Source organism: Lunatibacter salilacus, assembly GCF_009797935.1.
Classification (GTDB): Bacteria; Bacteroidota; Bacteroidia; order Cytophagales; family Cyclobacteriaceae; genus Lunatibacter; species Lunatibacter salilacus.
The window spans coordinates 243,944-265,286 of the sequence record NZ_VOLC01000008.1; the positions used below are offsets into that span (position 1 = coordinate 243,944).

General features: G+C 38.9%; 15 protein-coding genes and 1 pseudogene. 6 read left to right on the top strand and 10 right to left on the bottom strand.

The window, feature by feature from the left end; genetic code table 11:
- Window positions 1–240: 240 nt before the first annotated feature.
- The 5 genes and pseudogenes from FQ608_RS13005 to FQ608_RS13030 all read right to left on the bottom strand — a co-directional run bounded on the left by FQ608_RS13005 (window position 241) and on the right by FQ608_RS13030 (window position 3,587).
- Window positions 241–787, bottom strand: a pseudogene (locus FQ608_RS13005) (plasmid pRiA4b ORF-3 family protein).
- A gap of 109 nt (window positions 788–896) precedes the next feature.
- Window positions 897–1,145, bottom strand: coding sequence for a hypothetical protein (locus FQ608_RS13015; RefSeq protein ID WP_158858666.1), 249 nt, complete (start codon window positions 1,143–1,145; stop codon window positions 897–899).
- A 58-nt stretch (window positions 1,146–1,203) separates the two neighbouring features.
- On the bottom strand, window positions 1,204–1,440 hold the full coding sequence (locus tag FQ608_RS13020; protein ID WP_158858667.1) for a hypothetical protein: 237 nt from the start codon (window positions 1,438–1,440) through the stop codon (window positions 1,204–1,206).
- 20 nt (window positions 1,441–1,460) lie between these two features.
- Window positions 1,461–2,090 (bottom strand): CRISPR-associated protein Cas4, encoded by a 630-nt coding sequence (locus FQ608_RS13025; protein ID WP_234364188.1) that lies wholly within the window; start codon window positions 2,088–2,090, stop codon window positions 1,461–1,463.
- A 375-nt stretch (window positions 2,091–2,465) separates the two neighbouring features.
- Entirely contained in the window at window positions 2,466–3,587 is a 1,122-nt protein-coding gene (locus FQ608_RS13030; protein ID WP_158858668.1) for an AAA family ATPase, read from the bottom strand.
- A gap of 736 nt (window positions 3,588–4,323) precedes the next feature.
- Here FQ608_RS13030 and FQ608_RS13035 point away from each other — a divergent pair.
- The 6 genes from FQ608_RS13035 (at window position 4,324) to FQ608_RS13060 (ending at window position 14,606) form a co-directional block, all read left to right on the top strand.
- Window positions 4,324–6,717 (top strand): hypothetical protein, encoded by a 2,394-nt coding sequence (locus FQ608_RS13035; RefSeq protein WP_158858669.1) that lies wholly within the window; start codon window positions 4,324–4,326, stop codon window positions 6,715–6,717.
- Window positions 6,718–6,840: 123 nt separating this feature from the next.
- The gene (locus tag FQ608_RS13040) at window positions 6,841–7,701 is read left to right on the top strand and encodes a DUF4007 family protein (RefSeq protein ID WP_158858670.1); all 861 of its coding nucleotides are present in this window, start codon (window positions 6,841–6,843) and stop codon (window positions 7,699–7,701) included.
- Window positions 7,694–10,909: a hypothetical protein gene (locus FQ608_RS13045; protein ID WP_158858671.1), complete on the top strand. Its 3,216-nt coding sequence runs from the start codon at window positions 7,694–7,696 to the stop codon at window positions 10,907–10,909. Before FQ608_RS13040 ends, FQ608_RS13045 begins: the two co-directional genes overlap by 8 nt.
- Window positions 10,910–12,034: a phosphoadenosine phosphosulfate reductase family protein gene (locus FQ608_RS13050; RefSeq protein ID WP_158858672.1), complete on the top strand. Its 1,125-nt coding sequence runs from the start codon at window positions 10,910–10,912 to the stop codon at window positions 12,032–12,034.
- Window positions 12,031–12,636: a GIY-YIG nuclease family protein gene (locus tag FQ608_RS13055; protein WP_158858673.1), complete on the top strand. Its 606-nt coding sequence runs from the start codon at window positions 12,031–12,033 to the stop codon at window positions 12,634–12,636. The genes FQ608_RS13050 and FQ608_RS13055 overlap by 4 nt, the downstream gene beginning before the upstream one ends.
- 2 nt (window positions 12,637–12,638) lie before the next feature.
- Complete coding sequence (locus FQ608_RS13060; RefSeq protein ID WP_158858674.1) at window positions 12,639–14,606, top strand: ParB N-terminal domain-containing protein; 1,968 nt, start codon at window positions 12,639–12,641, stop codon at window positions 14,604–14,606.
- Between the two features lie 220 nt (window positions 14,607–14,826).
- Here FQ608_RS13060 and FQ608_RS13065 read toward each other — a convergent pair whose 3' ends face one another.
- The 5 genes from FQ608_RS13065 to FQ608_RS13085 all read right to left on the bottom strand — a co-directional run bounded on the left by FQ608_RS13065 (window position 14,827) and on the right by FQ608_RS13085 (window position 19,780).
- Window positions 14,827–15,951, bottom strand: a complete 1,125-nt coding sequence (locus tag FQ608_RS13065) for a cysteine desulfurase family protein (protein WP_158858675.1) — start codon at window positions 15,949–15,951, stop codon at window positions 14,827–14,829.
- Entirely contained in the window at window positions 15,948–16,532 is a 585-nt protein-coding gene (locus FQ608_RS13070; protein WP_158858676.1) for a hypothetical protein, read from the bottom strand. The genes FQ608_RS13065 and FQ608_RS13070 overlap by 4 nt, the downstream gene beginning before the upstream one ends.
- A 464-nt stretch (window positions 16,533–16,996) precedes the next feature.
- Window positions 16,997–18,808, bottom strand: coding sequence for a hypothetical protein (locus FQ608_RS13075; protein ID WP_158858677.1), 1,812 nt, complete (start codon window positions 18,806–18,808; stop codon window positions 16,997–16,999).
- 202 nt (window positions 18,809–19,010) lie between these two features.
- Window positions 19,011–19,187 carry a hypothetical protein gene (locus tag FQ608_RS13080; RefSeq protein ID WP_158858678.1) on the bottom strand — a complete coding sequence of 59 codons (177 nt, stop codon included), beginning with the start codon at window positions 19,185–19,187 and terminating at the stop codon, window positions 19,011–19,013.
- 329 nt (window positions 19,188–19,516) lie between these two features.
- On the bottom strand, window positions 19,517–19,780 hold the full coding sequence (locus FQ608_RS13085) for a hypothetical protein (protein WP_158858679.1): 264 nt from the start codon (window positions 19,778–19,780) through the stop codon (window positions 19,517–19,519).
- Window positions 19,781–21,343: the final 1,563 nt, after the last annotated feature.

Here is a 21,343-nt window from a genome sequence, read left to right on the forward strand (position 1 = left end):
CATTGATCGCTCTCCCCTACAGAGCGAGGGAAGGGGTGGGGCAGTTTTGGCACCGATAATGATTGCAGAAGCCATACGTTCCCGCCAAAACACGAATCTGTAAACCTTTGTCTTCCTGAAGTCGAATGGAACACGGATTTGGCGGATTAAGCGGATATGTTCGGATTTTTTTTGGTTTTGCTATAGGTAGTTCCTTTCACTAAGCAATTCCCTGTATTCAATCTTTTCTTTTTATAAATCTTAAACCGTCGCTACGAAGGCTTTGGCAGTTTCCAGGTCGAAGGCACCGGCATCCCAATCTTCCCCCTTTTCAAGGCCCAGCCAGTCCAGCATTTCCTCATGCATTTCATGATTGGGGTCTGCGAGAGCTTCCAGTAGGTTTGCATATCCCCAGAAGCCTCCGCAATCTTCAGGGGGGCAGGCACCTTGTCCGTCAACCAACTCCGCCCGAATACCCTGCTGATCAATCAGTTTCTCCACCAGGATGGAATGTGTCCAGTCATCCCCAAAGTCGTAGATATAGGTGAATTTTTTTCCTTTTCGATTCAGATACTCGCTCAGTTTGACCGTTTCCGCATTTTTTGGTTCCTCATCTTCCAACTTGATAAGGGGTTTGGAACCGTATCTCTTCGGGGGAAAATAAGTATAGGTGATAATCTTCCCATCCAAAAGCCGCTTGTATAACCTGATGAAACCGACTGAACGTGAAATTATCCGGTACCATAAGTCTACGCCATACAGGGGGATTTGAAAGGCCGTTTATTTGAATTTTTAGTTGTAAGAGCATGTTGGAATTTATAAAATAGTGGAAGTGATGGGGAAAGTAAGGGGTTCATTAGATTGTTGCAAATGGTTGTCTTTTTTTACTTTGGATTAGAGTTACAGCGTACCACAACCTAAATTTTAACCAATCCGGCAATTCTCAATTCATCCCTCAGTGCGGATAATCGGGAGTAAAAGGAGTATATTCGAATAGCCAGCTTTTCCGCATTTTCTTTAATGGCAGGTATTTCCGCAGCTATCTTTAGCACCTCGGCGATCCTCTCTAGAAAATTCCGACCCCGTTCATCCACTAAGAGCTCCTCGATTTTCCGTTCAAGAAGGTCCAAAGCAGATGCTGGCTGAAACTGCAGGCAGGGAATCATAACATCTACCGGTCGGGCAGCAAGGCATAAATTAATATATTGCTATCCAATAATACCATCAATCCCTACCTAATAGTTTTTTGTCCTTCCGGACATCTTTCTGCCATAAAAGGGGATCTTTGATACTTTTGATGGGAGTAGAAGCCGCTAGTTGGTTCATGATTTCGACCAATTTTTCACTGCTATTGTTGGAAGATTGTTCCAATAGATAGGTGGCTTTTTCATCTTTGATCAAATTTGTGATTTGATCAATTAGCTGTGGGTCTTCCGTACAGATGGTGATCTTATGTTCCATTTGTTTTTATTTACAATATACTAATTTAACTCATTACTGTCACTTTCAGTTGCATAGCAAAAATCATAATAGCTGCATTTTTGGCAAATCGGTTTTTTAATCAGATCGGGGAAATTGGATTGGTGGATAACCTGCTTGGCATGGGTAATCCATCCTTCCAGTGTTTGAAGGTCATCCGTTTCCCATTCCACCTCGTGTCGTTGACGGAGTTTGGGGTATTCAATTATTGCTGAGGCATCAGATATCCCGTTTTTGATCAATATGTACAGGTAGTATTTCACTTGGGCAAAGTGGGCATGCTCTACCTTATCAGACTTCTTAACTTCATGGATGATCATATTCTTGGCATCATAAAAGTCAATCTTGATGCCATCGATCCCCAGTTCGGTATATTTGACAGACCGTTCCTGATAGGATGTCTCACCAATCAGCTTTCCCTCCGCCACAATATCCGAGGTGTGCTCCATCTGAATGCCATGGGCAGAGAGCCAGAGTTTGCTGCGGTGGCAGGTGTGGAGATAGGCGATATGGGTTCCGGTGATCATGTACAGGAAAGCCAAGTCAAAAAGCTTTAATGTGCAGTACCGTTCTACCTCTTCCACATGTCCTCCTATGACCTCGGCGATCTCATCTTCTGCCAAGTGTTCCATGGCTTCATCTACCGTCTCCGGTCTCCTGTCTTCCGAGGCTGTGTGAAAAGACTAATTATAAAAACTTTCGACGTACAATAATTTGTTTCAATAAATTATTTCAGTTATAATGAAATAAAATGTCAATAAATCATAAAATCCTCTGCGTAATTCTGCGAGATCAGCGGGAGATTTTGTTTTTACACAGTCTCTTCGGACTCCCGTCTCCCGTCCCCAATTCCCTCCGTCCCTAAGTCTCTGCGTCTCCCTACTCCGGTCTCCGGTCTTCCGTCTTTACCTATTTCAATTCCAGTATGGAGCGATTAAGGGCCTTTTCACTTTTCACTTTCCACTTTTTACTTCCAATATCGTAATTTTTAATTCGTAATTTTTTCATTAAATCTGCTGAAACCACCTCATCAAAAGTGTATCGTGAAGGCGGTAGTGATCGTTTTGGTATACTACAAATTCTTTTTTTACCAGCAATTTGAGGGCTGTACTTACAGAGCTGGCAGCGCCAAGTTTATATTTTGCAAGAAATTCCTGAGAGGTGGGTGATTGTACAGTCTCATGCAAGGCGATTGCTTTTAGGGTCCGCCACTGAAAATCCGTAAGCAAATGCTGATAGGTGCTGAATAGCGGCGCTTCCTGCTGCACAGTTTCCTGCTGTACTTCCAGAAGCAGCTCATCATTGACTGTCTGTCTCCTGCCATATAGTTTGTTGCAAATAAGCTGTACGTAGTAGGTCTGCATACGGCACCATTCGAAGATTTTGTCAAGTAGCGGTTCACTTATTTCAAGGTTTGCCTTTTTGAAAAATGCACGGATAAAGGTAGCATAGTCCATTTTGCCTATCGGCTCCAAGGACCACAACTGCGCACTGTTGTAAAATGGACGGTTTTGGTCGGTAAACATCGTCTGCATCATCTGCCGGTGACTGCCGCTAAAAATAAATCGTATCATTGGAAACTCCTGCGTCCAAGAACGGAAAACAGCTTCTGCCTTTTGCGTGGCGTATTCGGTGATTTGCTGAAATTCATCAATGGCGATGACCACAGGCTGCTTAGTCTCTTTGAGGAAGCTGCCAATCGCCTCCATGGACCGTTCCACTTCGGTGGGTTGTACCAGGCCAAATGTAACCTGGGGTGCCCCACTTATTGGGTCCAAACCTATGGTAGCTCCCAGTGAACTGAGCATGGCCAGCATTTTTTTACCGATACCGTCATTGATGTTTCCAAACTTCTGAACGATGGCGTTTGCCAGTTTCTTATTTGCTTCCGGCATGCTGCTGGTACCCAAAAGATCCAAAAATACTGTTTTAGCCCTTTTTTCTTTTTCCAAGTGATAGAAAAAATGCTTGATCAGGGCAGTTTTACCCATTCTTCGATAGGCATAAAGTACGGCATTACGTTCGTTCCGAAACTGCTCCTCCAGCCAAGCCAATTCCATCTGTCGGTTGCAGAAATAGGCAGGACTGTGATAGCCGCTAAGTATAAATGGATTACTGGGTGCTCTCATGTTTCGTAATATGCGTTACGTAAATTGCGTAACGCAAGATATGAAAAAATCGGATCTTGACAAAGTGGATGATCAATTACGAGTTTTCAATTACGAATTACGCCATTTCAATTAGAGCATTGAGCGATTAAGGGAGCGGTCTACCATTTGCGTGTTTTATAAACAACATTTATTGGTAAAAAATGTTGTTTTGAGAAAACGTTTTTGAGTTTATTCATACCCTCACGGCTTGGTGCCAATGACACTGGTGGGAGGCGTTATTGGGCTATGAAAAAACTGAAACGTGGCAAAGTGGTTTTCAGATTTTCGTTTGGGTATGAATGATTTACTCTCCGATGTTCCTGGTTAGAGGAAATTATTTTCGATCTGTTTTAGTGGTGATGGATTAGCCTGGGCAAGACCTTTGAGGTCTTCCCGACCTCGAAGGTCTTTGAGAGTTTTAATTCTTTATTGAAATAGATTTGGCTTGGGAGGAATACTTGTTTTATGGATTAGTTATTGATAGTAGGAGGAATTGTACGATGTTTTAGTTTTTTAAAAGAGTTGTAAATTCTCTATCCGTCGTAGTTGCAAAATGCGTTTCGGTGAAGTTGATTCTTACAATATCTTCTCAAAATCGACCGTCAGTCCTAAATTATTATTAATTGATTTACTTTTTCATTACTTTGTCAATTACTTTAAAAACAAAGGAATTCTTTTATTCAATCGTCTTTTTACACAATTTAATAGTTTAATTATGCTAGATACCATTTTTTGGAAACTGTATAAGTCCAAAACCGAGGCTGATGTGGATAAGTGTATTGCGGAAAACGATGCAGTTTTTAAAAGTGAGAACTGGAAACCGATCGGAGATACTGAATCGAACTACAGCATAATTGAAAATCAACAGTCCAATCCTATTGCTGCCTTGGTGGAAAAGGTAACCAACTCTATTGACGCCCTCTTGATGAAAGAATGCCTTGGAAAAAAAATAGACCCCAAAAGTTCCGATGCCCCGAAAACAATGGACGAAGCCATTCAAGTATTCTTTGGCAAGGAATCTAAAAATTGGGATCTTCCTAAATTTAGAAGAAAACAGGCGGAAGAAATACAGATTCTTGCAGATGGACCTACAAAGGAAAGTGCAGTTATAATCTACGACAATGGCGAAGGTCAACATCCAGACCAATTTCCAGGAACTTTTTTGTCGTTAATGAGGGGAAACAAGAATGAAATTCAATTTGTGCAGGGGAAATATAACATGGGGGGAAGTGGGGCGATTGTTTTTTGCGGCAAAAAAGGATACCAATTGATAGCTTCGAAAAGATACGACGGCAGCGGAAAGTTTGGTTTTACTCTTACCAGAGAACACCCGCTGTCTAAAGAGGAACAAAAAACCAAAAAAAACACATGGTATGAATACCTTACGGTAGAAGGCGAAATCCCCGCTTTTCAAATAACGGAGTTGGATCTAAACCTTCACAACAGAAAGTTCAAGACAGGTACGGTCATAAAGATGTACTCCTATCAGATGAAAGGTGTATATGGATTTGCCCAGGATTTAAGTCAAAACCTAAATGAGTTTCTTTTTAAGCCGGTACTCCCTTTTATGACAGTAGACAAAAAGGAGCGTTATCCAAACAATCCAGTCTTAGAGGCTTCGGTATATGGGCTGCAACGGCGATTGGAGGAAGAAGGGGATTACATCGATGAGTGGTTTTCCGAAACCTATACCGACAAAATTTTCGGTAGCATGAAGGTAACTTGCTATGTGTTTAAATCAAAGCGGAATGGTAGGACAGTCAAAGAAACCAAAGGAGATATAAAAGACCGGTTTTTCAAAAACAACATGTCAGTCCTCTTTTCGATGAATGGTCAGGTTCACGGACATTACACTTCCGAATTTATTACCAGGGGACTTAAATTCAACCTGCTGAAAGACTATGTATTAATCAATGTTGACTGCTCGCAGCTGAACTATGAATTCCGAAAGGAGTTATTCATGGCATCCAGAGACCGATTGAGGCAGGGGGATGAATCCAATAAGTTAAGGGAGTATTTAAGAAAGCAGTTGGTCAAATCCCAATTGTCCGAATTAAACAAAAGGCGAAAAAATACGATGGGATTAGAGTCGGAGGATACCCAGGAATTGGTTAAATCATTCGCCAAAAACCTCCCGAAGGACGGAGAACTTTTCAAACTTCTACAAAATACCCTCAAAATTGAGGAGAAAAAACAATCTCCAAAATCTAATGGTGCGACTCCCAAAAAATCTCAGCGGGTTGAAAAAGAATTTAAGCCTGAGAGATTTCCAAGCTATTTTAGATTGTATAATAGAAAGGACGAAAACCAGACATTCAGCGTTCCAATTGGGGGAGAAAAGACCTTAAAGTTTGAGACGGATGCGGAAGATCACTATTTTGACCGCGTTGAAGAACCTGGGGATCTGCAGATTTCCGTTCTAAATTTAAAAAGGAGCAAAAATGACGCTTCCGGTGGGGATAGTGCAGGAAAGGCGTCAGAGCCTAGAGACGTACTAAACATTGCAGTTTCAAGCCCCCAAAAGGGCACCATCAAAATTACTATTAATCCTAACACCGAATTACGCCAAGGCGATGAAGTTGAAATTAAAGCGTCTTTAAAGGGACCGGGAGATTCATATCAAGATGAGATTGTTTTTCTAAAGATTGTAGATCCGGAAATAGCTCCCAAAGTAAAGGTAAATGAGGATAAGGACGATTTTGAAAACCTAGGTCTTCCGGAATTGATTAAAGTGCATGAGAAGGATTGGTCTAATTTGGAATTTGACATGGATCACAAGACAGTAGTTTACCCTTTGGCGGAAGGAGATAAGCTTGAAAAGCTGTACATCAACGTAGACAGTTCTGTATTCTTAAACCACAGAAAAAAGCTGACTAGTGAAGACCAAATTACCACAGCTGAACGAAAATATCTTGCTTCGGTTTATTTTCATTCGCTTTTTCTTTATTTGACTACGAAAAACAAAGGTGTAAATCTTCAGAAAATGGAGGACGGAGAGTTTAGGGATCTTACTGTCGATGAATATATACGTGAAATTTTTGAAAGTTATTATTCTGATTTCCTCCTCAATTTCGGAATGGAACATCTCCTAAGCGTTTTGGAGGATTAAAACCTTCATCAGGAACTGATTCCGAATAATTCAGTTTTCTTTAAATCCAGATCATGCGATTTTAGCTAGTTCTAAAATGCAAAAATCGCTTATTTTGTATAAAATATTATTTTCAATATACGCATGATGTTAGAAAAACTCACCTTTACCGGACACGACACCTTTCACTGCCGAAGCTTTTGGCTCAAGAAGGGCGTTGATTTCATGGGAAATGGTGGGGATTTCGGAGCGGATGACGCTATATTAAAACTTGGTGTCGGCAAAAACATGGTGGCAGCCATCCATTTTTGGTTAAAGGCTTTCGGCGTCAAAGAAGAAGAAGGCAATTTTTCGAAATTGGCCGGCAGCATGTTGGTTCCCGGAGGATGGGATGAATTTCTTGAAAATCCCGGTAGCCTTTGGATTTGGCAGTATCATCTGGTATGTCTGGGGAGGGCAAGCATATACAGCTTGTTTTTCAAAGAGTTCAGAAAATCAAGACATCGGAATCAGTTTAATCAATCACAACTGCGTCAGTTTCTCAACCTGAAGGCAGAAGGGAAAGTGGCGGAAAAGACGTTGCAAAATGATATTAAGGTATTTGTCAAAATGTACCTTGTGGAAGAAAAAACAGGGAAAGCCATAGAGGATGATCTTTCCTCCATGTTTGTTGAGTTAAATCTGATTTCAAAAGTTCCGATTTCAACTGGCGAACAAACTTATCAATTGCGGGTCGATCTTAAAAAGGAGATTCCCTCCCCGGTTTTTCTCTATTGTGTGTTGGATTCTTTCCCCGATCGGGAATCGATCTCGGTGGACGAAATCATTGATTCCGTAGGAGATGCGTTGGTTTGTACCAATGAGGGGGTGGAGTGGCATGTAGGCAAACTCTGTGAACTATTTCCCGGTCAGATTGTCTTCAAGGAAGATGCGGGACGGAAGGAAGTACAGCTTGACCGGTTTTTGGACAAGTGGGAAATTTTAGAAAGATATTACAATGGCTGAGTTTTCAGTATCTACCAATATAATTCGTGATCAGGCCAGGGATATCCATTATATCGCTACCCCCAACGCCAAGCAGGTCTTTGAGCGGATAGCCAACAACTTTCGGACAGGACACAGAGCTTTTAATATTATCGGTTCCTATGGAACAGGCAAATCCAGCTTTCTTTGGGCGTTGGAACAAAATCTCGAAGGAAAGAACGAGGCCTATTTCGGTTCAGTCAACGGGCAGTTTAACGGCATAAAATCGTTTGAATTCTTCAATTTTATTGGAGAAAGCCGTTCTTTCAAAGAGGCTTTTGCCGAAAAACTTGACGTCAAGAAGGATACCACAAAAGCCATTTTGCAGGGACTATCCGCAAAAACCAATACAGACACTTGTACCGTTATTTTGGTGGATGAATTTGGTAAATTTCTGGAATACGCAGTTGCTAATGATCCGGGATCGGAACTATATTTTATTCAGGAACTCGCTGAATTTGCCAACAGTCCCGACCACAACGTCCTGTTGATAACAGCCCTCCACCAGAATTTTGGTTCCTACTTCTATAATCTGAAAGCCAACGAGCGGAATGAATGGGAAAAAGTTAGGGGACGACTGCTAGATGTCAGCTTCAACGAGCCGATAGAACAACTGCTCTTTTTAGCGGCGGAGCGACAGCAGCAGATGAGATTTGAGGTTAGAGATGAAGATAGGTTTGATGAGTTAAAGCACCTAATTCAAACATCCAATCTAATCAACAATACGGGGATTCTTGACGCTGATCTCGCCAGGAAACTATACCCCTTGGATTACCTGTCTGCCTACGTCCTAGTAAATGCGCTGACCCGTTATGGCCAAAACGAACGGTCTCTGTTTACCTTCCTTTCTTCAAACGAAAAAATTGGACTAAAAGGATGGGATCCTCAAGGCAATGAGGGATTTCACTTGGGTAAAGTCTATGATTACCTCTATACCACTTTATCCACCTATCTCTTGGATAGAAAATTCAACAAGGACAAAACTCAATGGGAAAGTGCCTTTGTGGCCTTTGAGCAAATAAGTCTCATTGCCGCAAATAGCGTGGAGTCAACGCAGATGGCGAATCTGCTCAAAACGATACTGCTTGTGAATTTATTTGCGAGAGAATTTGGGACTTGGGATGAAAACGTGCTCTCCGAATATGCCAGGTTAAACATGGGGATTGAAGATTCCAAAAGGCTGATTAAGACACTAAAAAGCCAGCGGATCATATCCTTTTCCTATGCCTCCAAGAAGTTTAAATTTACTACGGGGACTTCGCTCAATATAGAGGAAGCCATTGAAAATGCAGGTAAAAACGTAAACCGGGACCTGCCTATCACGGGGCAGTTGAGGCAATATATTGATTTACCAATTGTACAAGCCAAAGCCTACCAATACAAATTTGGTACACCAAGGTTATTCAAATATCGCTTTGTGGAGGAACTGGTCTTTCCCGAACCGGAAGGGGAGCTTGACGGTTATGTGAACATTCTTTTCACCGATGGGGAAATCAAAAAGCAGCTTATCGAGATTTCCAAAAATCTAACCTACCCCCAGCTATTTGTGGTGGTCAATTCACTGGATACTGTCAAAGGGCTGCTTTTTGAAATTGGGAAAATTAGAGAGGTAATGGAGACGGTCGCCAAGGATGATAATTTGGCACATGAAATGCTTTTGGAGGAGCTTACCCACGCAGAGAGCGAAATCTCCATGCTGATTGAAGGCTATCTATTTAGTAGTTCTCCGGAATCCTATTGGATTTACAACGGTGAAGAGATTCGGATAGTGTCGAAAACCGACTTCAATAAAAAAATCTCCCAGTTTTGTGAGGAGAAGTATGCGCTTACACCCAAATTCAGGAATGAACTGGCAAATCGGGAATACCTGAGTACCCCGATCATGACGGCCCGGAAGGCACTGCTTTCTGATTTGCTTGAAAATGCCCACCTTGAGGATCTCGGTTATGTAAAAGACAGGTTTCCGCCTCAAAAGACCATTTACCTATCCTTGTTAAAAGATACCGGCATTCACCGGTTTAATGAAGGAATATATGGGCTTGGATCCCCAACGGAAGATAGTTTTTTCCGGCTGTGGGAGCAGAGCATGGAATTTTTAGAGTCAGCCGTTTTTTCAAAGAGAAACCTAAATGAGTTCTACGAGCAGTTAAGATCAGGTGAACTTAAATTGAAGAATGGATTCGTGGCATTCTGGGTGCCGGTTTTTTTAATCATTAAAAAAGAAGATTTTGCACTCTTTCACAACGACCGCGGTTATGTGCCCTATATCGATAACGACGTACTGGACCTGATACACAAAAAGCCGGGTGACTACAGTATCAAAGCCTACAAAATTGAAGGAGTTAAAATCGATCTATTTCACCAGTATAGGGAGATTACTTCCATCGCCGAAGGGGTAGGGCAAAGCACAAGCTTTATCCGGATTTTCAGTGCATTTGTACGCTTTTATAGAAACCTTCCGGCATATACCCTGCAAACAAATAAATTAACAGCGCAGGCCAAAGGGTTTAGAGATGCCATCCAAAAGGCAGAAGATCCCGCTACGGCGCTATTTGAGTCAATCCCCACGGCGTTGGGGTTTGGAAAAATTAGCTTTGAGGAAGACAGTGCCTTACTCAAAGGGTTTACTGACCAATTAAATGGAGCTATATATGAGCTGCGAACGGCATATGATGAACTCTTAAATCGAATAGAATCCGGTTTAGTTCAAGTAACCTCATTAAAGGAAGGGGATTTTACGACCTATAAACTGGCATTGCAGGCCAAATATAAAGGAGTCAAATCGCATTTGCTGATTCCAAAGTTCAGGGTCTTTCATACCCGGCTAATGTCCAAACTGGACGACAGGGATAGTTGGCTTAAGTCACTGGCGGATCAACTCCTGGGGAAATCCATTGAACAGCTAAACGATCAGGAGGAGCGTATCCTATTGGATAGCTTTAAAGAGGCTTTTTCTAATTTAGACCGTGTACAGGAAGTTCATGCATTTTTAAAGCAGGAGGAACATGAAGCATACACGTTTGATTTGATTGACAAGACTGGGAAAGTCTTTCATGATAAGGTTTCATTGAGTCCGGAGCAACAACAGAAAGTCAGTGAATTATATTTGAAGCTGAATTCTTTATTAAAAAGTGATGAAAAGTTGCTTAATAAAGCCGCTTTGGTTAAATTGTTGAAAGATTTTTTATAGATGATAAAAGTGAGACATGTTTTAGGGATTTCGGGAGGCAAGGACTCGGCTGCCTTGGCGCTATATCTCCGTGATTTATACCCCCGATTGGAAATCGAATATTACACAAGTGATACCGGTAGGGAGCTTGGTGAGACCTATGCGCTTATTGAGCGGCTAAAAAGTGCGTTGGGTAAGGACATCAAAGAAATTAAGTCCATTGAGGAGAATTACACCAATGCCGAAAGCAATTTTGATCATTTTCTGGAATTGTATGGCGGATATCTTCCCAGCTCTATGGCCAGATGGTGTACCAAAAAGCTTAAATTAGAGCCTTTCGAGGCCTATATTGGAGACGAACCGACGATTTCCTATATTGGGATAAGGGGAGATGAAAATCGGGAAGGCTATATTTCCAAGAAGCCCAATGTACAGTCCATTTTTCCTTTCCGGGAAAATATATGGAGTGAAGACGTGATCAAGAAAGTGCTGTCCAACCAGCATATTGATCAACTCACCCAGTTGTATGCGGATGTAATGCCGTCAAAGGAAATGAGTGAGGCCTTTTCGTACATCGTCAGGCCGATTAATACAAGCTATACGCAAAAACAAAAATTGGAAGCCCTGCTAAGGATAGGGATAAGGGCATTCAATCAAGTAGTTTTTCGGTTCCTTCAAACAACCGATTATCCCGTGGGCAAACTGCATTCATTTCCGCTCATAGACAATGAGGATATTATTCGGCTGGATGATGTATTTAAAATCCTGGAGGACTCAGGAGTAGGGGCACCTGGCTATTATAAGAAACTGGAATATAAGGTAGAGATAGACGGGGAGCTAAAAACGGGCGTATATGCCCGTAGTAGATCCGGCTGTTTCTTTTGCTTCTATCAGCAAAAGATCGAATGGGTATGGCTTCTGGAGCAACACCCCCAGCTATTCGAGAAGGCAAAGACCTACGAAGTAAATGGGTATACGTGGATGCAGGAAGAAACCTTGGAAGAACTCGCTCACCCCGAGCGAGTGAATGCCATTAAACGAGAACATTATTTAAGAACCCACCGCGAGCAAAGCAAGGCTATAGGTAGCTGGCAAGATGATATTTTGGCTGCTGAGGGAGTGGGATGTGCAAGCTGTTTTATATGAGTATGGTTTTTAATGGAATAGTTTACAATAAACTATCTTATTTAGAACAATTTTATAAGGATCCCTTTGATGGCATTCCGGAAGAAAGTGGTATTTATTTTTGGGTATACTGGCCTGAATATGACCCACAGATGATAAACCCAAATGATTTGATTGACAAACTTGCTGAATTCTCCTGCAAATCATTGCAATCTCCGGAAGAAATTCTCGGAAGGTATAAGTTTAAAGTAAAGGTTGAAGAACAAAGGTTTGGAAAGAAGTCCAATCCATTCGGAATTAGTGATAAACAGAAAATTAAGCTATTAAAATATTTAATGGATCCATTGAATGTTAATCCATTTTTTGATTTTTTTAAAGAAATTTGCTTTGCGAGGCCATTTTATATTGGCAAAGCGATAAATTTAAGGAATAGGCTGGCAAATCAGCATTTTAATTCAAAAACTCGTATAATTCCCGAAATTGACGCCCAAAATATACTACACTCTGAAATTTGGGTTGGATATAAGAAAATTCCGTCGCATGGAGGGGACGAGATAAGTACTCTCATGGAGGAAATTCTTTCTCGCAATATAAAACCAGGACTAACAATTAAACCTAATTAAGTATGGATGAACTAGAAGATTTTGATGAGATTGAGGAAGCTGGCTTATCGAATGACAAAATCGAAATTTCAAATATTTATAGTGTAAAGGTAGGTGGATTTGGTAAGGAGAATGAAGTTGAGACTTATATAACTTCTGCAAGGGTTCAACAATTGAAGCAGGACATATCATTCTACGAAACCTTATCAAAAGATAAAACTTGGCCAGTTAGTCAAATTGTTCAAAGAGAAGTAGATAAAATTAGAGTTTCTGAAATTTCGAAAAACTATATATTAGGAAAGGGAAGGAAGGTAAAATACTTCCCACCCATTATTGTGGCTCTAATGCCAAAAACAAGTGAAGGAAAATTTTCTGAACATCTAGACTTAAATCCTGATAATTCTCAAAAATTGAAAGAACTTATTTACAATAAGTCAGTTTTTAATTCAAATAGTAAAATTGAGAAATATATTGTTGGATCAGAAAACCTTAGCAAAGTAAACCATGTTTATTTGCTTGAAATTTCAAAGGTTTTTGATATGAAATTATTTGCATGGAATAGAGAAAGAGTCTTTGCAATTGTTATTGACGGTCAACACCGCCTAGATTCATTATATAAAAGTGCAGATGAAGAATCGAGCATATTAGAATATGAGCAAGACGTGGTATTTTTGGACTTTTCCAAGTTGGCTATCAGGGAATCTTTAACCCCCGTTGACATAGTCCGAAGAATATTTGTTGACATAAATACAAATGCTAAAAAAGTGAGTTTTGTACGACAGATATTAATGGATGATAAAGATCTGTCAGCACTCATTGTTCAGTCAATGGTTGATTCTGCTAATCATATTGGGGAAATGAAAGCAAAGTTTGATTATTTAAAGCCAGAGATTGTTGATTGGTATGGAGAAGGTTTAAAACCTAGATTACCTCATTTAACAGGGATATTGTCATTATATCAAATTATTGATGACTATTTCATAAAAGTTTCCTTATCAAGAATGGGAGACTTTAGGAGCCTTTCTAAGGCGAGGAATTGGGTAAATAGATTGAATACTTTATTTAATATTGATATCATATTAGATAATGAGTATCCTGAAATTGAAAGGCTTGGAGAAGCTTTGAAATTATATGAAAAAAGTATTAAAAATAACAGGGAATATGAAGTTGATATTGATGATGAATTTAAGGAATCAGAGCTGTTTAGATTTGATTACAGGATCTTAGAAATTGTTCAAAAACAATTTGAAGACAAATATTTGAGGTCGATTGTTTCTTTTTTCGAAAGACTAGTTCCATACAACTATGTAATTTTAGAGATTAATAACGAAACTAGTGAAAGTAATTTAAGTTTTGCACTTACTTTAAGTAGAAAGAAGCTTGGTGAAAAACGAGATATGAGAGACCTGGTAGAAAAATTTCGTAAAGCTCTTGAATCCAAATTTTTCCCAAAGTTTTATTTAATATACACTGTGTTGGCTCAAAAGTCTATATTTTTACTTCTATTCAAAAGAATTTTAAATAAATTGTCCCCCTCTCCTACCTTTTTCGAAATTGAGAAATCTTCTAATGAGTTAATTGAGGAGTTAAATAATCTTTTTACTAGCATAGAAAAAAAAGAAATTAGTCTTTTTCAGAAGAAGGATGGTATCAATATAGCTTGCGAAGAAAGTCCTTATGTTGATTTTGGTAGTATTTATAATTCATTCTATGATGGAATGATTTATGAAGGAAATTCTATAATTTATAACACTCAAGGAGTAAGATCTTTTAGTTCCTTTATAGAATATCTAATTGAGATTAATGAAGGTAGAGTCTTGAAAAATGATATTTCATTGGCAACTATTCCTTATTTTAAAGTAAGAACAAAAAGAATTTTAGAGAAAGGGTTTAATCACCTTCCTCCAGACGCTTTAGATGATATTGCAAATGGGATAATTGCAGAGAAGAGTTCCTTTTTAGCGGACTACATGTTGTCGGTAAAGGAATAATCATTGGTAAAATTAATAATAGTAAATATCTATTATTACGTGAAATTTCAGTTTAATAACTTACGAGTTGTTATTGTTTAGAGCAAATATTAAATATGAGTGACAATAAATTAAACATATTTTTGGCTTTTAATGTATTTCTGTTGGTGTTTCTCTATGACTAAAATACGTTTATGGAAGTACTATAAAGGGAATTGTTTTTAATCCAGTGTTTTCTTTCTTATGGTTTTTTAATCAACTCCTTTAGGTTGAAATTTTCGTGAATTTTTATATTTTTTCCAAAACTTACCCTAATTGAGTTTTTTAATTCTTCATTATCTAATCCCATCGCCTTAAGTACATGTGAAGGCTGAATTAATGCCGAATTGCACGCCGACCCTTGTGCAACAGCTATTTTATTTCTGTTTCGGAGGATAAAAGAATCAGCGTCTTCGCTCAACAGTTGAAAATTGCTAAAATGTGAAAGTCTGGGAGCATTTTTTGCATTTACTTTTATTTTTCCAGCTTTTTCCATTTCCGTTTCAAATGTATCCCGGATCTTTTTCATGTGTAGAGATGTTTCCTCCAACGTATCGTGGCACAGTTGGGTTGCTTTTGCCAATCCGACTATGCCAGGAACATTTAATGTCCCCGATCGAAGTCCAAACTCATGTCCTCCTCCATGGATTTGAGGTGTTAGGTTGATTCCTTTTTTTACATAAAGTCCTCCAATACCCTTCGGACCATAAATCTTGTGCGCACTAAAGCACAACATATCAATATGCTGATCTACTACATTTACCGGGATCTTACCAAAAGCCTGAGTAGCATCCGTAAAGAAAAATACCTTGTTCGATTTACAGATCTCGCCAATTTTCTCAATGTCCTGCAAAATCCCGGTTTCATTATTTGCGGCCATAATACTTACAAGTAAAGTATCAGTGCGAATGCTAGTTTCCAGCTCCGACAGATTTATAAGGCCTTCCGAATCCACGGGAAGGTAGGTGACCTCTGCTCCGATTTCTTCAAGATAACCACATGTGTCCAATACGGCCTTATGTTCCGTTTGGACAGTAATAAGATGTGGTTTCTGATGACCGTACGTAAGGAAAGCTCCTTTTAGTGCCAGATTAATGGCCTCTGTGGCCCCGGAGGTGAAGTGAATTTCCTCCGGCAACGATCTTATTGCCTCGGATAGCGTTTGTCTAGATGCGTTGACAGCCGTAGCGGCCCGTTCCCCGAAAATATGTGTATTGCTCGATGCGTTGCCAAACTCTTCCAAAAAATAAGGCATCATAGCCTCAAGAACCTTTGGATCGAGGGGGGTAGTGGATGCATAGTCGAGATAAAGGGGAGTAGAAATCAAGAGCGATTTTTTAATTTGTTGATGGCTTCTATGGAGTCAGAGATAAGCCCATGCCCCCATTCATGAAAGCTTACCGCCCTTCTCAAAAACAATATTGAAAATATCAATGCAAATATACATACAAATATGATTTCATGGGTAACTGAGAAGTAAAGGCTTTGGTGAATAAGAAGTCCTAGGGCAAAAACAGTCAGTGAAAAAAAAGCATTATAACACATTGTCCTATATGCGAAGAAAGTGTTCAAAACTTTAGAGTTTTCTACTGCTGCTTCACGGATCAATGAAATTTCCTTTCCACGTTTTCCAAAACTAACGGGAAAACCTTTCATTCGTTTTTTACCCCATAACTTAACTAGCTTTTTGAATACCTCATAGGAGAGGTACTGCATTGAAAAGCCGCTTAGATAGCTGATAATGACGACTAAAAATATAGAGACTAGATTCATCCCCTGCATTTCAATAAATAAACCGTTAAACGAGAACTGTTCATGTGCAATAATTCTTGAAAGAAGGATGACTATAGGGAGTCCAGGAATTATGGCACCGAAAAGATCGAAGATGCTAAGCTTTATTGAGTCCATTTTTGGGTCAAAATCGTAGTAGGTTAACTAAATTGCAATATATGCGGATTTGCTATTTCTTCATGCCTCCGTTAGGATATCATAAACTAGATTTTGTCTGATTCTGCCTTTTCTCGGATGCCGGTATATGAATTAACGGTTGGTTCCTACACAGGATGCCTGAACTTTCCGCAGGTTTGGCGCTTTGTCTACAAGTGGTTAAGGGTTTCAGCTACCAAATTATGAATTTCATCGATCCTGTCAAGCCGACCCCTGATTTTTTTGTTGGGAATCAGCGCAAAGTAGATTCATTAGAGCGCCGTCCCATTGGGTAAAACGGAAGCCTAAATCCCGTGGTGGTTACCAAGTGGACACAATAGGGGGATTGATTGGAATGAAAGGTACGGGGAACGTTGAGATGCGCGAGCTATTTTATCGAAACCGTAATTTCAAATTCCTTTTGACAGGAAGGTGTAGTGGCAAACTCACCTAGTGGGGGGGTCATTCACTTTTTTTTGATTATCAAGTTCATTTTGTAAATGTCGTATTTCCGCCTTTAGACTAGATACCTCAACTGATTCTTTTTTCTTATAAAATAATCCTGTTGCTTGCTTAATTTCGTCTTTGTAGGGTAAAAGCGGGTTGTATAGTTTAAAGTAGGCACTGCCGATTGCCCCTTTAAAAAGAATTAATTCCGGGTTATTAGTTCCGCCATTCAAAATGTGGGAAGTTGCTATTCCTGGGTAGGGATCTATATAATAGATTTTTCTTATTCCTAACTGATAGGCTTTCTTAGAGCAGAGCTCACAAGGACTTGCGGTTGTAAATAGGTTTCCATTTTCGATTCCACTGTTTCCATATTTTGAAAGTTGTAAAAATGCGTTTTCCTCTGCATGGAGGGACCTAGTATGGACTTGGTTTTTTTCTCCTTCTAAACTATTTTGTATATCTTTAAAACAATAGGAAATATTATTTCCGCATTTTTGATAATCTGAAACTTTTTCATCATTTAAAGCATGAATCGCCAGATTTCTAAATTCTGAGTTATTCTGTTCGTATTTACTGAAGGATTCTAAGTCTTTCATATTGAAAAGATTTTCAGAATTTCTTAACAGACAGGGGACTTGAAATTGGGGGGTGTTATTCCAACCTATAGCCTTAATGGAGAAATTTTTGTCAGTAATTGCTGCTCCTACTTGTCTAGAAATACATCCGGAATTTGATTTTGCGGAATAGGCTAGCTGCATAACCCGTTCAGATGCTGTTGGAGGAACTAGTCCCGGTTTCATAATCAATGAATAGTACAACAAGATTTGATAATGGAGAGTTTTCAGCTGATTTTGTGGATTGTTTATATGAATATCAGAAATCTCGATACATCGTTGAATGTCTTGGGATAAATACAGGTCCTTCCCAATTAAATTTTTGGGATATTCTTTTTGATCCAGTTTATCTAAACTTGAAGTGCTTACACCTAATTTCCCTAGTCTCTCCCTTCGGTGTTCATCGTCCGTATTGATAGATAGTAAATAAAATGAATTGTATCTTTCTCTTAAAAAATAGACTTCAAATGGATTTCTCAGCGCATCCAATACAATTAGACATTTTTTGTTGTCGAATTCAGCGCTTTTTTTAATTAACTTAATTAGCTTATTCATTTTGCTAACTATTGCGTCAGCATATTGTATAGTAAATGGGTCCTCTTTAAATGCATTTCCTGATGACCTTATATTGTTCCCAATACTTTGAAAAATCGATGTAAACTCACTATTGGAAGCCTCTTCGATTGCCTGTTTTAATTTATCGGTGAAGGATGGTAGAAGTTTAAAGTGAAAATCAAATTTTTCCTTTATTTTTTCTTCGGTTATTTCAGCGGATAATTCAGTTTCCTTATTTTGAACCTTAGTCCTTAGATTATGAAGTATTTTAAATTCCTGCTCTATTGAAGCAAGTCTTTGAATGTATGAAGACGAATTTTGCTCGCTAAACAAATTAACATTCAAAAATGACAGGAAATCTTCATAGGAATTTTCTAAAATATATGCGGTAATAATATCTTTTGCCCTGATACAATAAAATTGTTGCCAATTTTGTTGGGAGAAATGTTTTATAATATTTTGTTTTCTATCTTCGTTGGTTCTGGGATCAGTTATTTTATAATCACTAAATCCAATGTCTATACCACTTTTTGATAAAAAATTTGCTACTGTGCTGCATCCGGATCCTGTTCTTCCGGTTAGACCTATGACAAGGAAATTCTTTCGATAGGAATACAATTTTTCAATACCTTCTTTCATTTTTGGATTTATTGGTGATATTTGGCAACTAATTTATACTTTTTTGTATGTGTTTACCTCATTTAATTACGTTAAAATCATGATAATGATCTTTAAAATGAACAAGCAAAACTTCTACAAATCTGCCCAAATAGTACCCTTTCATCACCTCTGTCGGTTCTTTATTTTTCCACCAAGTGATGTGAGCTTCAAATTGATTTGGTCAAATAGCAAATCCTATCAGGGCTCGGTCGTACCATTGTTCACGTTTATGCGTTAGAAAAATTATCCCTTTAGCATCCTTTCTTACTACCCAAGTATTTAGGTTTTGGTCATCAACATATTTAAATATTATGTTTTTCAACGCTTCACCTGTTTTTGTTTGGATTATTATTTTCATGATTAACGATGTATTTGATTTTACTTGTGTGTACTCCATAGACATTTTTGATAAAGGCGCATCACGCAATTTCGCCGCCTACAGGTCAAGATATTTTTTGAAGTCTAATCCGCATGCACACCTTACGTTAGTGGGCAACAGGCATGCAGTAAAGAATTGGGTTTCCCTTATCCGAATAGCTTCGCACAATCTCTTTACTAAAAAACGCTTCAATCCAATTGAAAGAACAACTATTGAAGGAAATGTCAACCAGTTATCTATACGATTTCTTTTCGCACTATCGCAATAAATGAGGGGACCGCTGTCCTATAGTCTGTAGCATCCACACATTATGGCAAGGTTGATATTACTGTTGCGATGTCTTTCAGTATATCAGCTAATTCCGCATTACCCAATTGCTTTTTGAGAATACTTTGTTTAATCATTAATTTGAAGTCCTTCCATGGAATTTCTCCTGATCCTGCTTTATTAAATTTACCGGTAATGGCGTTATCAAATCTGTTTCTGATAGAGAAGTCATTTACATCCCAGGTAGCATTTCCCCACTCAATTGAATGGCTTGCGGTATCAATAAAATTTACTTTTACATCCATATGATATTCTGATTATTAGTTATTTGTTACAATTGATTCCTATTCCCTCAGATCTATTTGGTCTTTTTTGCCTAAACCATTCTTACAATCGTTGTATTTATAAGTTTTTATTCAGTTAACCGTAACACTCTGGCTTATAGCCCATAGGCGTCAATCTTCTTTATCAATAGAATTCCAATCGTTTTCGGAGTCAAAGTAAGAAATTTGTATGAAGGAAACGTAGCATTTTCTAAATAAGGAAGATTGATAATTATAATTAAACTAATTCTAATCAATTATAGATGGAAAGAGAATTAAATCTGTCGGACATCCAATTCAAAGCATGAAACAGTGTTAATGATGTCGCTACAGTTCCTCCGCCTTAACTCCTGTAAATAATTTGCCTATTTTTTGTTTTTTAGTTCGATTAGCGGAGTTCGTAAGATAAGGTTATATTTTTTTAGAAAAAATACCCCGATCAGGGTATTTTTAATAAGTGTTTTAGGTAAATTACCATATTAAATAGGGGATTTCAATGATATCCGCTAAACTGGGACTGCAGGTGAAATAGATATCAAAGCGATCGGCACCTACTTTGTGGATTTAAGCGTAGCGTGAAAACAGTACAGTCAACCTATATCTGAGCTATGAATAAAAACACAAACCCCTTCGCCTTCACCGGAAGAAAAAGAAAAGGTATGGAATTCACTCAAAAGTAAAGCCCAGCGTATTTCAAAAGAAGAAGGGGAGAGGTTAATTGAAGAAGCGATTAGACTGCAGAGGGAAGAGAAGAGTCGGTAGTCTGTGAGGGTCGGCAGTTGCGGAGCGTGAACTTTCTATACCGAATCGTTGCGATATAGTGGATATCTCCGTCTCTTAGTCTTTTAGTCACTCGTTAGGGGTCAGGCAGTTCCGGAGCGTGAATAGCAAAGTCAGTCGCAATCTATTGGCAAAGAAATTCCAGGTGCAAATGATCATTTTTTTTGTTCATATTTGTTTTAATAACTATTCATCAAGTCGGAATGTCTAATATCAAATCAAAACACATTTCCTCACCGTTCCCAATGAGCGAAAAAGAACTCCGGGAGCGAATGAAACACGCCAAGCCACTTACCCCTGAACAGTTTATGGAAAGGGTTAAGGAGGTTAAGTCTGGGAAAGCAAATGAAGAAGAGTAATTAAGCTATTCGATAGAACATTCCCCTTGAAAAAAAGAAAGCCACTGAATAGACGAATTCGCTGAACGCTCGTAAATTGATCGATGAGAAAGTATGTCCCATATAGCTTTGACGATCGGAATTTGCCGACGGGAGAGATTTCACTAGTGAGGTCACTAGAAATAGATCGGCTTATGAAATCGAGCATGACGTACCCGTCGCACTCTGGGATGTATATAATGGCGAGATTCCATGTGACCTTTGAAAAACAAATTATAAACACATGAAATCGAGCATGACGAAAACGTCACACAGTGGGATGATTATCATAGCGAGATTCCATCTGACCGTTAAAAAACAAAAAATAAACAGATGAAATCGAGCATGACGCAGGCGACGCACGGAGGGATGATTATAATTGCGAGAT